The organism is Streptomyces sp. NBC_00878 (assembly GCF_026341515.1).
Lineage (GTDB): Bacteria > Actinomycetota > Actinomycetes > Streptomycetales > Streptomycetaceae > Streptomyces.
In genome coordinates this window covers 42,157-54,783 of the sequence record NZ_JAPEOK010000003.1, presented here as the reverse complement: position 1 = coordinate 54,783, position 12,627 = coordinate 42,157, and the positions used below count along the sequence as shown (strand labels likewise).

The window sequence follows — 12,627 nt, the reverse complement described above, 5'->3', positions numbered from 1 at the left end:
TGCCTCGGGCGAACTGTGAATTCATGGACAGAATTCCGCCTGAGGCATTTTTTGTTGCCCGGTGAGAGCCGGAAGATACCGCCGGGAAAGTAAGGCGAAACGCCGCGGAAACAGGATGACTTGAGGCTGTGGACCGCACTTCAGGAGGAGGTTGTCCTCCCAGCCCGAGGGGGTTCTTTTGTCCAGCGGTTCCAGCCGTTCCAGCGATTCCAGCGGTTTCCACGGCTTCCAGGGGTCCGGTCCTTCCCGACGCCGGGTGATGGCGGGCGCCGCCGCGCTCGTCGCCGTCGTCACGCTCGCCGCGTGCGGCGCCAAGACCGACACCGCGGGCGGCACGTCCGACGCGGCGGCCAAGGCCGACACGAGCGGCGACACGGTCAAGGTCGGCCTGCTCAACTCGCTCTCCGGCACCATGGCGATCAGCGAGGTGACCGTACGCGACTCGCTGAAGCTGGCGATCGACGAGATCAACACCTCGGGCGGCGTGCTCGGCAAGAAGATCAAGCCGATCAGCGAGGACGGCGCCTCCGACTGGCCGACGTTCGCCGAGAAGGCGAGCAAACTCATCAAGGAGGACCGGGTCGCGGCCACCTTCGGCTGCTGGACCTCGGCGAGCCGCAAGGCCGTGAAGCCCGTCTTCGAGAAGAACAAGTCACTGCTGTTCTATCCCGTGCAGTACGAGGGACTTGAGGAGTCCCCGTACATCTTCTATACGGGTGCCACCACCAACCAGCAGATCGTCCCGGGGCTCGACTACCTCAAGAGCCAGGGCAAGAAGAGCATTTACCTCGTCGGCAGCGACTATGTCTTCCCGCGCACCGCCAACAAGATCATCAGGGCGTACGCGAAGGCCAATGGCATGAAGGTGCTCGGCGAGGACTACGCGCCGCTGGGGTCCACCGAGTTCAGCACCATCGCCAACAAGGTGAAGGCGTCGAAGGCCGACGCGGTCTTCAACACCCTCAACGGCGACTCGAACGTGGCCTTCTTCAAGGAATACAAGTCGGCGGGTCTGACCGCCACGAGCATGCCGGTGGTCTCGGTGTCGATCGCCGAGGAAGAGGTCAAGTCGATCGGATCGCAGTACCTGGCCGGGCAGTTGACGGCCTGGAACTACTACCAGACGACCGCGGGCGAGGCGAACACCAAGTTCGTGAAGGCGTACAAGGCCAAGTACGGCCAGGACAAGCCGACCAGTGACCCGATGGAGGCCGCGTACACCTCGGTCTACCTGTGGAAGGCGATGGTCGAGAAGGCCAAGTCCTTCGACCCGGAGAAGGTGAAGGCGGCCTCCGACGGCATCACCTTCGACGCTCCCGAGGGCAAGGTAACCGTGGACGGCGCGAGCCAGCACATCTACAAGACCGCCCGGATCGGAAAGATCGGCACCGACGGGCTGATCGAGCAGGTGTGGGACTCCGGCAAGGCGATCAAGCCGGACCCGTACCTGAAGGGCTACTCCTGGGCCTCCGGCCTCTCCTGACCGACCGTCACGTGGGGTCGGCCTTCGGCAACGAAGACCGGCCCCGCGTCCGCCTCCCCGGAGCCGCCGCATGACCGTGATCCTCGGTCAGACCTTCACCGGCATCAGCATCGGTGCCGTCCTGCTGCTCATCGCGCTCGGTCTCTCGCTCACCTTCGGCCAGATGAACGTCATCAACATGGCCCACGGCGAGTTCATCATGGCTGGCGCCTACACGACGTACGTCCTCCAGAAGTCCATCTCCAGCGCGGGCCTCTCGCTGCTCGTCGCACTGCCGGTCGCCTTCCTGGTGGCCGGCGGGCTCGGCGCGCTTCTTGAGTGGCTGCTCATCCGCCGCCTGTATCTGCGGCCGCTCGACACGCTGCTCGTCACCTGGGGCGTCTCGTTGATGCTCCAGCAGCTCGCCCGGGACATCTTCGGCGCGCCGAACGTGCAGACCCGCGCGCCCGATCTGCTCACCGGGAACATCACCGTCATCGGCGGCGACGATCCGCTGACCTTCGCCAACAGCCGTCTGTTCATTCTGGGGTTGGCGATCACGGCGGTGGTCGCGCTGTCGCTGACGCTGCGGCTGACTCCGCTCGGCCGCCGGATCCGCGGGGTCGTGCAGAACCGTGATCTGGCCGAGGTGTCCGGCATCTCCACCTCGCGGGTGGACCGGACCGCGTTCTTCCTCGGGTCCGGGCTCGCGGGAGTCGCGGGAGTCGCGCTGACGCTGGTCGGTCCGATCGGTCCCACGATGGGCACCAACATCATCATCGACGCGTTCCTGGTGATCGTGGTCGGCGGCATCGGACAGCTCAAGGGGACGGTCATCGTCGCGTTCGTCCTCGGCGTCCTGCAGTCCGTCCTGGAGTACTCCACCACCGTCAGCGTCGCGAAGGTGCTCGTCCTCGTGGCCATCGTCGCGTTCCTCCAGTGGCGGCCCCAGGGGCTGTACACGCTGCGTACGAGGAGTCTGGTATGACCCTGCTGCCCCTGCTCAAAGGCCGGTCGGCGCGCGCCTGGGGCGGATTCGCCGCGGCTGCCCTCGCCCTGTTCGCGGTAGCCCCGCTGGCGCTCTCGGACTTCCGGCTCGGGCTGCTCGCCAAGTACCTGTGCACCGCGATGGTCGCCGTCGGCATCTGTCTGGCCTGGGGCCGCGGCGGGCTGCTCACCCTCGGGCAGGGCGTGTTCTTCGGGCTCGGCGGCTACGCGATGGCGATGCATCTGAAGATCGCCGACGCGGGTCCTGGCAACCTTCCCGACTTCATGCAGCTCTACGGCACGGCCACCGAACTCCCTTGGTGGTGGCGGCCGTTCGAGAACCCGCTCTTCGCCATCGCCGCGACCGTACTGCTACCGATGGCCGTCGCCGCGATCCTCGGTTCGTTCATCTTCCGCCGCAGGGTGAAGGGCGCGTACTTCGCGATCCTCAGCCAGGCGCTCGCCGCGGCCTTCGCGATCTGGCTGATCGGCCAGCAGGCCACGACCGGCGGCACCAACGGACTCACCGACATCCAGGGCTTCTTCGGCTACGACCTCAACGACCCGGTCAACCAGCGGATGGTGTACTTCATCATCGCCGCCGCGCTGTTGCTGCTGATCGCCCTCGCCCGGCAGCTGATCCACAGCCGCTACGGCGAACTCCTCGTCGCCGTACGGGACTCGGAAGAGCGGGTGCGCTTCCTCGGGTACAACCCGGCGAACGTGAAGCTCGTCGCGTACGTCGTGGCCGCAGGCATGGCCGGGCTCGCGGGCGCGCTGTTCGTGCCCGCGGTCGGCATCATCTCCCCCGCGATGATCGGCATCGTGCCGTCGATCGAGTTCGTCATCGGTGCCGCGGTCGGCGGGCGGGCGAGCCTGGTCGGCGCGGTGCTCGGCGCGATCGGGGTGGCGTGGGCCAAGACGGCACTGTCGGAGGAGTTCCCGGCGGCCTGGACGTACTTCCAGGGCCTGCTCTTCATCGTGGCCCTGGCGTTCCTGCCGGGCGGTCTCGCCTCGCTGGTGGGGATCGTACGGCGGCGCAGGTCGTCACGCGCGACCGGGGACTCGACCGGGGGCAAGACACCTGCCCTTCCTCTTGGAGAAGCAGCATGAGTGAACTCTCGGGCCTTGAGATACGCCGACTACGGGTGTCCTTCGACGGGTTCACCGCCGTCGACGGGGTGGACCTCGACGTGCGGCCGGGCGATCTGCGCTTCCTGATCGGACCGAACGGCGCGGGCAAGACCACGCTCGTCGACGCCGTCACGGGTCTCGTGAAGGCCGAGGGCTCCGTGCTCTTCGGGGGCAAGGAGCTGCTCGGGCGGAGCGTGCACGACATCGCCCGGTCCGGGATCGGCCGTACATTCCAAACGGCCACCGTCTTCGAGGAGTTGACGGTCCTTCAGAACCTGGACATCGCGGCCGGTGCCAGGCGCGGCGTGCTGACGATGCTCCGGCGCCGCAAGGGCGTGCCGGAGCCCGTCGCACGTGCGCTGGACACGGTCGGGCTCACGGAGCTGGCCGACTCCCCCGCCGGGACGCTCGCGCACGGGCAGAAGCAGTGGCTGGAGATCGGCATGCTGCTCGTGCAGGACGTACGGCTGCTGCTGCTCGACGAACCGGTCGCCGGGATGAGCCACGACGAACGGCAGGCCACGGGCGAGCTGTTGGAGCGCATCAGCGAGGAGCGGACCGTGGTCGTCATCGAGCACGACATGGACTTCATGCGGTCCTTCGCGCGCAGCGTCAGCGTGCTGCACGCGGGCAAGGTGCTCAGCGAGGGGACGGTGGCCGAGGTGCAGGCCGATCCCAAGGTGCAGGAGGTGTACCTCGGGCACGCGGCCGTCCAGGACGCCGAGTTGATCCTGCCGGAGGAGCCCGAGCCCGCGGGTGGCACGGCGCCCGGCGCGGCCGTACAGGAACAGGAGGCGTGAGGCGGACATGAAGCTGGAGATCGACGACATACGGGTCGGCTACAACCGCAGTCTGGTCCTGCACGGAGTCTCCGTGGAGGTGCCGGACGACGGTGTCTCCGCGGTGCTCGGGCACAACGGCGCGGGCAAGAGCACGCTGCTGCGGGCGGCCGTGGGACTGCTCACCCCGTCGAGCGGTGCGATCCGTCTCGACGGCGAGGACGTCACACGCCGCAAGCCCCACGAACGCGTGGCGCGCGGCATGGCCTACGTGCCACAGGGCCAGCAGGCCTTCCCCCATCTCACGACGGCGGAGAACCTCCAGTTGATCGCGGACGGCCGTAAGCGCGGCAAAGCGGCGATTGCCGAGGCGCTGGATCTGTTCCCCGCGCTGAGGACTCTGTCGGGGCGGCGGGCGGGGCTGCTCTCCGGCGGTCAGCGGCAGCAACTGGCCATCGCCCGGGCCCTGGTGACGGACCCTCGGATTCTTCTGCTCGACGAGCCGACCGAGGGCATCCAGCCTTCGGTCGTGGCGGAGATCGAGGAGACGATCCTCGCGCTGGCCGCCCGCGGCGGGCTCTCGGTGCTCCTCGTCGAGCAGCACGTCGGCTTCGCGATGCGGGCGGCGCAGCGCTACTACGTCCTGGAGGCCGGGCGGGTCACGTCGTCCGGTGAGGGCGGGCAGGAGGCGGAGCGGTCGGTGCGGGAGGCATTGAGCGTGTAGCGGTTCACTCCACGTTGAGCGCGTAGCGGCTCACTCCACGTTGAGCGTGTAGCGGCTCACTCCACCTGAAGCTCCGTCCTGCGGCGCTCCAGGTGGGCGCGCTCGGCCGGGTTCTCGGTGAGGGCGATGGCCGCCTCGTACGCCGCTGCCGCTTCCGTCGGCCGCCCGGTGCGCCGCAGCAGGTCGGCTCGTACGGCGTGGAAGGCGTGGTAGCCGTCGAGATCGAGGGCGTCGACGAGGGCGAGGGCAGTGCGCGGGCCCTCGGTCTCGGCGACCGCCACCGCGCGGTTGAGGGCGACGACCGGGTTCGGGGCGAGGATCATGAGCTGGTCGTAGAGCGCGAGGATCTGGCCCCAGTCGGTGGCGGCCGCGGTGGGCGCGTCGCTGTGGACGGCGTTGATCGCGGCCTGGATCTGGTACGGGCCTGGTCGGTCCAGGCGCAGGCAGCGGCGCACCAGGGACTGTCCCTCGGTGATCAGGTCACGGTCCCAGAGGCGACGGTCCTGGTCGGCGAGGAGGACCAGGTCTCCGTCGGGGGTCTCCCGGGCCGGGCGGCGCGCCTCGATCAGGAGCATCAGCGCGAGCAGCCCGAGGACCTCCGGCTCGTCCGGCATCAGCTCGGCGAGGAGGCGGCCGAGGCGGATGGCCTCCGCGCAGAGGTCCGCCCGGCCCCCATACCCCTCGTTGAAGATGAGGTAGACGACGGCCAGCACTCCCCTGACGCGATCGGGGAGGTCGGCCTCTCGCGGGACGCGGTACGGGATACGGGCGTCGCGGATCTTGGCCTTGGCCCTGACCAGGCGCTGGGCCATGGTGGGCTCGGGGACCAGGAAGGCGCGGGCGATCTGGGCGGTGGTGAGCCCGCCTAGGAGTCGCAGGGTGAGGGCGACCTGGGCCTGGGTGGCGAGCGCGGGGTGGCAGCAGGTGAAGATCAGGCGGAGCCGGTCGTCGCGCACGGGGCCCTCCTCGGGCGGTGCGTCGGGGGCGTACAGCTGGGCCGCCTCGGCGTGCCGGACCTCACGCGTGGACTCGCGGCGCAGCCGGTCGACGGCCCGGTTCCGGGCGGTGGTGATGATCCACCCGGCCGGGCTCGGCGGGATTCCCGTCTCCGGCCACTTCCGCACCGCCGTGGCGAAGGCGTCCTGGACCGCTTCCTCGGCGAGGTCGATGTCGCCGAAGAAGCGGACGAGGACGGCGACCGCACGGCCGTATTCCGCGCGGAAGACGGCCTCGATGGCGGCCTTCGCGGTCATCGGTCCTCAGTCCTCTGTCCTCACTCCCATGCCCTCAGCCCTCGGCCTCGCCCATGAAGGGCCGCACCTCGATGGGAAGCGTGGTCGCCAGCGTCGCCTTGCGGCCCCATTCGAGCGCCGCGTCGAGGTCGGGTGCCTTGATGAGACAGATCCCGCCGAGGTATTCCTTACTCTCCGTGTACGGGCCGTCGGTGATCAGTACGTCCCCCTTGTCGGCCCGCAGCACGGTGGCCGTCTCGGGCCCGTGCAGTCCCCCGGCGAACACCCAGGCGCCGGCCTCCTTCAGTTCGGCGTGGAAGACCTCGAGGTTGTGCATGATCCCTTGCAGGACCTCGGGTGCGGGCGGCTCGCCCACCGGCTGCATGACGCTCAACAGGTAGTGCTTCATGACGCTCCTCCTTGGTGGTCTCTCACTGACTACACGAAGGGGGAACCGCCGGATCGACACACGCCACGACATCCACGGAAGATTTTTTCGGTCACCGCCCCGGCGCACCCGCAGGTGTGTAGTACTGGGCCCGGACCCGGCGCAGCCACGCCTCGACGGGCGCCTCGTCGGGCTGTTCCGGCAGGGCGCTGCGGGTCTCGTCGAAGGCAGCCTCGTAGTGCTTGAGCAGGGGCAGCGCGGCCATGGCGTCGGCTGCCACCTGTTCGCCGAAGCGGTGGTACTCCTCGGGTCCTCGACGCGGATGCTCAGACGCCCGGTGGCGTACAGCTCGAAGCCCTGATGGCACAGGCGGCGCAGATGTCGGGCATGCTTCGCGGTCCGCTTTCGGGTGTCCGCGGAGAACGAGCTGTCGCCACGGTCGTAGAGGCGCTTGAACTGCTGGGTGGCGTACCCGAGATAGGCGTCGCGGACGCGCTTCGCGGACAGCAGCGTCGTGCGGATGCCGATGAGTTCGTCGCCCAGCTCCGTGCGGACCTCGTACAACTCGTCGGGCAGCCAGACGAGTTCCATGACGGTCGGATTGCCACTCAGGGCGAGCCGACACCACTTCCGGGCCTCGTGGAGGCAGACATCAGGTCGCGTGCTCGTGTAGGTCTCGGGCTGTGGCTTGAGCCCATGTAGGTCCGCTGTGGGCGCGGCAAAGAGTCCGAGTCGGTCGACGTCTGAGTCTGGGCGAGCCAGGCCATATGCGGTGCTGCCCACGATGCCGGACAGCAGGGTGGCGCCGCGAGGGAGCTTCACGAGATGATCTCCAATGCGGTGCGGGCCTTGCCTGACAGCGGAAGGTCTGCGTCTGTGCACATCCACGCAAAAAGGTCCCGAGCCTTGCGGGCCTTGAGGGCGAACGCGACCGTCCGGGCTCCCACCTGCTGTACATGACCGCCGGTGATGGGTAGGACGGACCGCATGCCCTCGATGAACTCGGGGGTGCCGATCACCTTGAAGCGCCCACCCTCCGTTGCCGAGACATGGCCATCGCCGTCGACATACCCCCGCACGAACGGCCGCGCGAGATGCGCCGGGGGTGTCGGCCACTGGAGAGTCAGCGACTTGCGCGGGGTGATCTTCCAGACGTTGGCGAGGTCGGTGACGTGCTGGGCGGAGCTGACATGTAGCCGATGGCTCGGCTGGCTGCCGGTCCGCTGAACGCCGATGCTGCGTCGATGGCCGATCAGGCTGGCAGACGCCTTCACCAGGTGTGCCCCGGCGTCGCCGGACAGCGAGAGCTGCCAGATCCGATGACCCCGCACACAACCATCAGCCGCAAGGAGGCCAGCCAGCCACGCGGTGGGCGCAACGTCGCCAGCAAAGAACTCGTGGTCGAAGTCGCTGCGGTCCGGGCGCGGCTTCCAGCCGTTGGCGCGGCGGTTGGCCTCTCGGTGGCAGGTCCGGCAGGCCCGCCATCCTTGCTTGGTGATCCGCGTGTTCTCCTGGGTCCAGGCGTGCCCGAGCTTGCAGGCGTCGCGGAGTCTCCTGGTCACCTCTGCCCCCATTCATCGCTCTCGGCCTGCTCCTCGGGGGCTGCGGACACGAGCGCGGCGAAGCCTCGACAGGGGCTGCGGAATATGGCGAACATGCCGAGGCGGTCCACGTCCGAGCCCGCGTAGGCCAGGCTGTAGGCGGTGGAGCCGACGATGTCGGACAGCAGGATGTTGTTCTTGGCGGTCACGGCTGTCGCCCCTCTCCCCCGCCACCTTGCTGCCTTGTGCGAGCTGGGCGGCTCACACAAGGTCATCACCCGGGGGACGGCCGCGTACAGCGATTTTCCGAGGGCGCGGGCGGCGTTCCGGGGGAACTGGGTGACGACCGTGCCCCCGGATCCTCAGTTCGCGAACGGCACCTGCGCCGCGGGGGCCGGGCGCTCGGCGAACGGGTGCCGCCACAGCCCCTGCGCGGCCAGCCGGGGCAGGACGCCCTCGCCGAACCAGTACGCCTCCTCCAGGTGCGGGTAGCCGGAGAGCACGAACTCGTCGATGCCGAGGCGGTGGTACTCGGCGATGCGTTCGGCGACCTCGTCGTGGCTGCCGACCAGGGCGGTGCCCGCGCCGCCGCGCACGAGACCGATACCGGCCCAGAGGTTGGGGTGGATCTCCAGGCCAGTGGGGGTCCCCCCTGCTCCAACGGAGTTCAGAGCTTGGGGGAGGTTGCCGCCACCGTGCAGGGCGAGCATGCGCTGCTGCCTCTCGGACTCGCTGCGGGCGAGACCGGCCTGTACGGACTTCACGGTCTCCGGGTCGAAGCCGGCCAGCAGCCGGTCCGCCTCCGCCCATGCCTGCTCGGACGTGTCACGGGTGATGACGTGCAGCCGGATGCCGAACCGGACGCTACGCCCCTCCTGCTGGGCCAGCGCGCGGACCCACGCGATCTTCTCGGCGACCTGTGCGGGCGGTTCGCCCCACGTGAGGTACACGTCCACGTGCTTGGCCGCGACCTCGCCCGCGATGGGCGAGGAGCCGCCGAAGTAGACCTCGGGGACGGGGTCGGGCACGCGGGCGAGGCGGGCGTCCTCGACCTGGAGGAACTCGCCGGACAGGCCGACGGTCTTGCCTTCCCACAAGTCCCGGACGATCTGCAGGAATTCGCTGGTACGACGGTAGCGGGCGTCCTTGTCGAGGAAGTCGCCGTAGGCACGCTGCTCGTGGTTCTCCCCGCCGGTGACGACGTTGAGGAGGAGCCGTCCGCCGGACTGGCGCTGGAAGGTCGAGGCCATCTGCGCGGCGAGCGTCGGCGAGACGAAGCCCGGCCGGAAGGCGACCAGGAACTTCAGCCGCTCGGTGTGCCGGCTGACCATCGCGGTGGTCAGCCAGGCGTCCTCGCACCAGGCGCCGGTGGGTGTGAGCGCGCCGACGAAGCCCAGGTCCTCGGCGGCGCGGGCGATCTGGCTGAGGTAGGCGACCGTGGGCGGCCGATCCCGGCCGGACGCCGTGGCCGGGGTGCCGTGGCCGCCGCCGACGACATGACGGCTGTCGCCGTTGGTGGGCAGGAACCAGTGAAAGGTGAGGGACACGGGTCCGTTCTCCGATCGAGGGGTGCTGGCGGGGTGTCGTGGGCGGGATGCCCATGGACGGGGTGCCGTGGGTGATTCCGGCTTCGGCGTGGGCGTTCCTCCTGGTCTCAGAGCAGTCCATGACACGGAGGCAGCGTGCGGTTCAGTACGTACCGGCCGATGTGCTGGATCTTCCAGCGGGCCGGGTCGTGCAGGGTGTGGGTGTGGGTGCGGGCGTCGCGCCAATGCCGGTGCAGATTGAGGGAGTTGAGGGCGGACCGGGTGCCGGACACCTCGAAGAGGGCTCCCGACACCTCGACGGCGGTGGTCGCGGCGTGCACCTTCGCGGCGGCCACGGCGATGGACGCCTCGGCGGCCGACGCCTCCGTCAGGTCGGCGCGGGCCGTGTCGACCGCTCGTGCTGCCGCACCGAGCAACTCGTCGGCCAGTGCGGCGGCGACTGCCAGGGCCTCCGCGTCGTCGGCGATCGCCTTGGCGGCGCCCCGTGCGGAGGCGGTCGGGGACACGGTCAGCCGGCCGCTGCGAGGATCGGCGTACGGCCGCCCAGGGCGTCGGAGAACTGGTCGAGCACCTGGGTCAGTGCCTCGTCGGCCGCGGCGGCCACCGTGAGTCCGCCGTCCCCGCCCACCGTGATGTCCTTGTCGAGGGTGAACCAGCCCTGGACGATGTGCCGGGCGCCCATGGAGCTGAGCACCGGGCGCAGGGCGTAGTCGATGGCCAGCACATGGGCGGTGGTGCCGCCGGTGGCCAGGGGCAGCACGGTCTTGCCGCCGAGGGCGTACTGCGGGAGCAGGTCGAGCAGCGCCTTGAGGACGCCGGAGTAGGCGGCCTTGTAGACGGGGGTACCGATCACGATGCCGTCGGCACGGCCGAAGAGCTCGGTGGCCTCGATGATCGCCGGATGCCTGAAGTCGGCGCCGAGCAGGGCCTCGGCGGGGATCGTACGGACGTCGAGCGGGACCACCTGGTGGCCCTGCGCGGTCAGCCGCGTGTCCAGGTGGCGCAGGAGCCGGTTCGTGCGGGAGGAGGCGGAGGGGCTGCCGGAGACGGACAGGACGGTGGCCATGGGCCCTCTTTCGGGACAGAGGGGTGCCTCCGTGCGGGAGACACCACGGGGTGGGCGGTCACGCGTGGACGGGCGCGGACTCGGGCTCGGTGTGCGGGAGTTGGGCTTCCGGTTCACGTACGAGGGGCGGTACGCGGCGGCCGAAGTACTCGGCCTTTTCCCTTGTTGCGGGGAATTCGGGCAGGTCGAATTCGGTGGGAGCCGATGCGCTGCCGAATTCGGGCGACGTAAAGCGACGCACGGCTTGTCGGCAGCCGTGGGCGTCGGAATGCCGGGAGGAAGAGGGGGGTGAGGCGCAGCGGATCCGGTGGATCAGGCCGCGCGGCAACATGCGGCGCTGGAGACACGCGCGAGGTCGACATGGCGTCGCCGCGTGAGGTCCAGTCGCATCGTCATGTTCCCGATCGTGGCAGCCGCCGGTCGGGACCGTCAAGGAATACCCGATCGGTCTCGCATCGCGGACCGGCGAATTTCACGAAGGTGTGACAGGGCAGCCCTTGAACAGGTCGGAGCGGGCGCAGCATTCTGCTGCGGTGCGAACAGAGCAGCTGGAATACATCGCGGCGGTCACCCGGCTCGGCTCGTTGCGCCGGGCCGCCGAGGAACTCCACCTCTCCCAGCCCGCGTTGAGCGAGACCGTACGGAATCTGGAGCGCGAACTCGGGGTCGACCTCCTGGAGCGCAAGCGGACCGGCGCGAGGATGAGCGCGGAGGGGCGGGAGCTCCTGCCGCACATCATCAACGTCCTCGACGCGGTGGACCGGCTGCGGGGCGCCGCGGGCGAGCAGCACCGCATCAGCCGGATGGTGCGCGTCGGCACGGTGAACGCGGCGACGGTGCCGCTGCTCATTCCGGCCGTACGGGAGTTCCGGGCCACGCACCCGGCGACGCAGGTGGAGGTCGTCGGCGCCCAGCAGTCGGAGATCCACCGGGCCCTGTCGGAGGGCGGTTTCGACCTCGGTCTGGTGAACCACCTGGAGGGTGATGACGTGGCCGCCGACTTCGAGGCCACGGAGCTGCTGCGCGGACGGCCGGTGGTGTGCGTACGGCCGGACAGTCCACTCGCGTCGCTGTCGGTGGTGTCCGTGTCCGACCTGCTCGCCGAGCCGCTCATCGCGATGCGCTCCGGCTATGTGATGCACCGGTACGTGCACCGTCTGCTGGGCGGTCGTGAGCCGTCCTTCGCCTACTCCACCGACGGCGCGGAGATGGGCAAGCTGATGGTGGCGGAGGGGCTGGGGGCCACGGTCCTGCCCGATTTCAGCGTGATCGACGACCCGCTGGAGCGGCAGGGCACGATCACCTGCCGTCCGCTGGCCGACGACTCGACGCGGGTGCTGCTGATGCTCCAGCGGCGCAAGGCGGACTCGGTGCCGCGGGCCGCCCACGATCTGCACGAGGCCTTCGTGCGCCGGGCGGCGGCACTCGGGGGGACGGTGACCGGGCGACCGTGACACGGCGCGGACCGGGTGACACGGCGCCGATCATGACCGGCGCCGGTCGGGTCTCGCCTCCGGCAGGGACCACCCCGCGCGGGAATCAGTCCTCGTCGAGCGCCGGTACCACCACGAGGAAGGTGTCCGACTTCAGGTCCATCACGACCGCCGCAGGCTGCCCCTCGGCGCGACGCAGCGCCGCGTACTCCTCCGCGGGCCATGATCCGCGCGGGGCTCCCGCGGGGAACCTCTCCAGCACCTTCGTGCCCATGACGGCAGCCACCTCCAGCATCGACCAACGGCTCTTCTCGAGTTCGTCTGCCCCCCATCT

16 protein-coding genes and 1 pseudogene are annotated in these 12,627 nt (G+C 69.5%); 6 read left to right on the top strand and 11 right to left on the bottom strand.

What is annotated here, in order from left to right; translation table 11 throughout:
• The first annotated feature begins 259 nt into the window (after positions 1 to 259).
• The 5 genes from urtA (at position 260) to urtE (ending at position 5,086) form a co-directional block, all read left to right on the top strand.
• Positions 260 to 1,483, top strand: coding sequence for an urea ABC transporter substrate-binding protein (urtA, locus tag OHA11_RS47180; protein ID WP_266508804.1), 1,224 nt, complete (start codon positions 260 to 262; stop codon positions 1,481 to 1,483).
• A gap of 70 nt (positions 1,484 to 1,553) precedes the next feature.
• Positions 1,554 to 2,450 (top strand): urea ABC transporter permease subunit UrtB, encoded by an 897-nt coding sequence (gene urtB, locus OHA11_RS47175; RefSeq protein WP_266508743.1) that lies wholly within the window; start codon positions 1,554 to 1,556, stop codon positions 2,448 to 2,450.
• A complete protein-coding gene (gene urtC / locus OHA11_RS47170) occupies positions 2,447 to 3,562 on the top strand; it encodes an urea ABC transporter permease subunit UrtC (protein WP_266508742.1) in 1,116 nt (371 codons plus the stop codon). Before urtB ends, urtC begins: the two co-directional genes overlap by 4 nt.
• Entirely contained in the window at positions 3,559 to 4,383 is an 825-nt protein-coding gene (urtD, locus tag OHA11_RS47165) for an urea ABC transporter ATP-binding protein UrtD (protein WP_266508740.1), read from the top strand. Before urtC ends, urtD begins: the two co-directional genes overlap by 4 nt.
• Before the next feature lie 7 nt (positions 4,384 to 4,390).
• Complete coding sequence (urtE, locus tag OHA11_RS47160; RefSeq protein ID WP_266508738.1) at positions 4,391 to 5,086, top strand: urea ABC transporter ATP-binding subunit UrtE; 696 nt, start codon at positions 4,391 to 4,393, stop codon at positions 5,084 to 5,086.
• A gap of 56 nt (positions 5,087 to 5,142) precedes the next feature.
• Here urtE and OHA11_RS47155 read toward each other — a convergent pair whose 3' ends face one another.
• From OHA11_RS47155 to OHA11_RS48600, 10 genes and pseudogenes are all read right to left on the bottom strand, one after another.
• Positions 5,143 to 6,339: an RNA polymerase sigma factor gene (locus OHA11_RS47155; RefSeq protein WP_266508737.1), complete on the bottom strand. Its 1,197-nt coding sequence runs from the start codon at positions 6,337 to 6,339 to the stop codon at positions 5,143 to 5,145.
• A 34-nt stretch (positions 6,340 to 6,373) separates the two neighbouring features.
• Positions 6,374 to 6,727, bottom strand: coding sequence for a YciI family protein (locus OHA11_RS47150; protein ID WP_266508735.1), 354 nt, complete (start codon positions 6,725 to 6,727; stop codon positions 6,374 to 6,376).
• Positions 6,728 to 6,818: 91 nt separating this feature from the next.
• Positions 6,819 to 7,528: pseudogene (locus OHA11_RS47145) on the bottom strand (nucleotidyltransferase domain-containing protein).
• The gene (locus OHA11_RS47140) at positions 7,525 to 8,268 is read right to left on the bottom strand and encodes a hypothetical protein (protein WP_266508733.1); all 744 of its coding nucleotides are present in this window, start codon (positions 8,266 to 8,268) and stop codon (positions 7,525 to 7,527) included. Before OHA11_RS47140 ends, OHA11_RS47145 begins: the two are co-directional and overlap by 4 nt.
• Complete coding sequence (locus OHA11_RS47135) at positions 8,265 to 8,456, bottom strand: hypothetical protein (protein ID WP_266508810.1); 192 nt, start codon at positions 8,454 to 8,456, stop codon at positions 8,265 to 8,267. Before OHA11_RS47135 ends, OHA11_RS47140 begins: the two co-directional genes overlap by 4 nt.
• Positions 8,457 to 8,609: 153 nt before the next feature.
• Positions 8,610 to 9,794 (bottom strand): LLM class flavin-dependent oxidoreductase, encoded by a 1,185-nt coding sequence (locus OHA11_RS47130; protein WP_266508731.1) that lies wholly within the window; start codon positions 9,792 to 9,794, stop codon positions 8,610 to 8,612.
• 107 nt (positions 9,795 to 9,901) lie between these two features.
• Positions 9,902 to 10,306, bottom strand: coding sequence for an acyl-CoA dehydrogenase family protein (locus tag OHA11_RS47125; protein WP_266508802.1), 405 nt, complete (start codon positions 10,304 to 10,306; stop codon positions 9,902 to 9,904).
• Positions 10,303 to 10,860, bottom strand: coding sequence for an NADPH-dependent FMN reductase (ssuE, locus tag OHA11_RS47120; RefSeq protein ID WP_266508729.1), 558 nt, complete (start codon positions 10,858 to 10,860; stop codon positions 10,303 to 10,305). The genes OHA11_RS47125 and ssuE overlap by 4 nt, the downstream gene beginning before the upstream one ends.
• A 58-nt stretch (positions 10,861 to 10,918) precedes the next feature.
• Positions 10,919 to 11,101, bottom strand: coding sequence for a hypothetical protein (locus tag OHA11_RS47115; protein WP_266508728.1), 183 nt, complete (start codon positions 11,099 to 11,101; stop codon positions 10,919 to 10,921).
• A 71-nt stretch (positions 11,102 to 11,172) separates the two neighbouring features.
• The gene (locus OHA11_RS48600) at positions 11,173 to 11,250 is read right to left on the bottom strand and encodes a putative leader peptide (protein WP_353962986.1); all 78 of its coding nucleotides are present in this window, start codon (positions 11,248 to 11,250) and stop codon (positions 11,173 to 11,175) included.
• Positions 11,251 to 11,393: 143 nt separating this feature from the next.
• On the opposite strand from OHA11_RS48600, the gene OHA11_RS47110 reads away from it, so the two are divergent.
• Positions 11,394 to 12,314, top strand: coding sequence for a LysR family transcriptional regulator (locus OHA11_RS47110; RefSeq protein WP_266508727.1), 921 nt, complete (start codon positions 11,394 to 11,396; stop codon positions 12,312 to 12,314).
• 85 nt (positions 12,315 to 12,399) lie between these two features.
• On the opposite strand, the gene OHA11_RS47105 is transcribed toward OHA11_RS47110, so the two are convergent.
• Positions 12,400 to 12,588, bottom strand: a complete 189-nt coding sequence (locus OHA11_RS47105) for a hypothetical protein (protein ID WP_266508725.1) — start codon at positions 12,586 to 12,588, stop codon at positions 12,400 to 12,402.
• Positions 12,589 to 12,627: the final 39 nt, after the last annotated feature.

Coding starts and splice junctions, on each gene's coding strand:
- urtA (WP_266508804.1), top strand. CDS start 260: ATGGCGGGCGCCGCCGCGCTCGTCGCCGTCGTCACGCTCGCCGCGTGC.
- OHA11_RS47105 (WP_266508725.1), bottom strand. CDS start 12,588: ATGCTGGAGGTGGCTGCCGTCATGGGCACGAAGGTGCTGGAGAGGTTC.
- urtC (WP_266508742.1), top strand. CDS start 2,447: ATGACCCTGCTGCCCCTGCTCAAAGGCCGGTCGGCGCGCGCCTGGGGC.
- OHA11_RS48600 (WP_353962986.1), bottom strand. CDS start 11,250: ATGCGACTGGACCTCACGCGGCGACGCCATGTCGACCTCGCGCGTGTC.
- urtB (WP_266508743.1), top strand. CDS start 1,554: ATGACCGTGATCCTCGGTCAGACCTTCACCGGCATCAGCATCGGTGCC.
- ssuE (WP_266508729.1), bottom strand. CDS start 10,860: ATGGCCACCGTCCTGTCCGTCTCCGGCAGCCCCTCCGCCTCCTCCCGC.
- urtD (WP_266508740.1), top strand. CDS start 3,559: ATGAGTGAACTCTCGGGCCTTGAGATACGCCGACTACGGGTGTCCTTC.
- OHA11_RS47155 (WP_266508737.1), bottom strand. CDS start 6,339: ATGACCGCGAAGGCCGCCATCGAGGCCGTCTTCCGCGCGGAATACGGC.
- urtE (WP_266508738.1), top strand. CDS start 4,391: ATGAAGCTGGAGATCGACGACATACGGGTCGGCTACAACCGCAGTCTG.
- OHA11_RS47150 (WP_266508735.1), bottom strand. CDS start 6,727: ATGAAGCACTACCTGTTGAGCGTCATGCAGCCGGTGGGCGAGCCGCCC.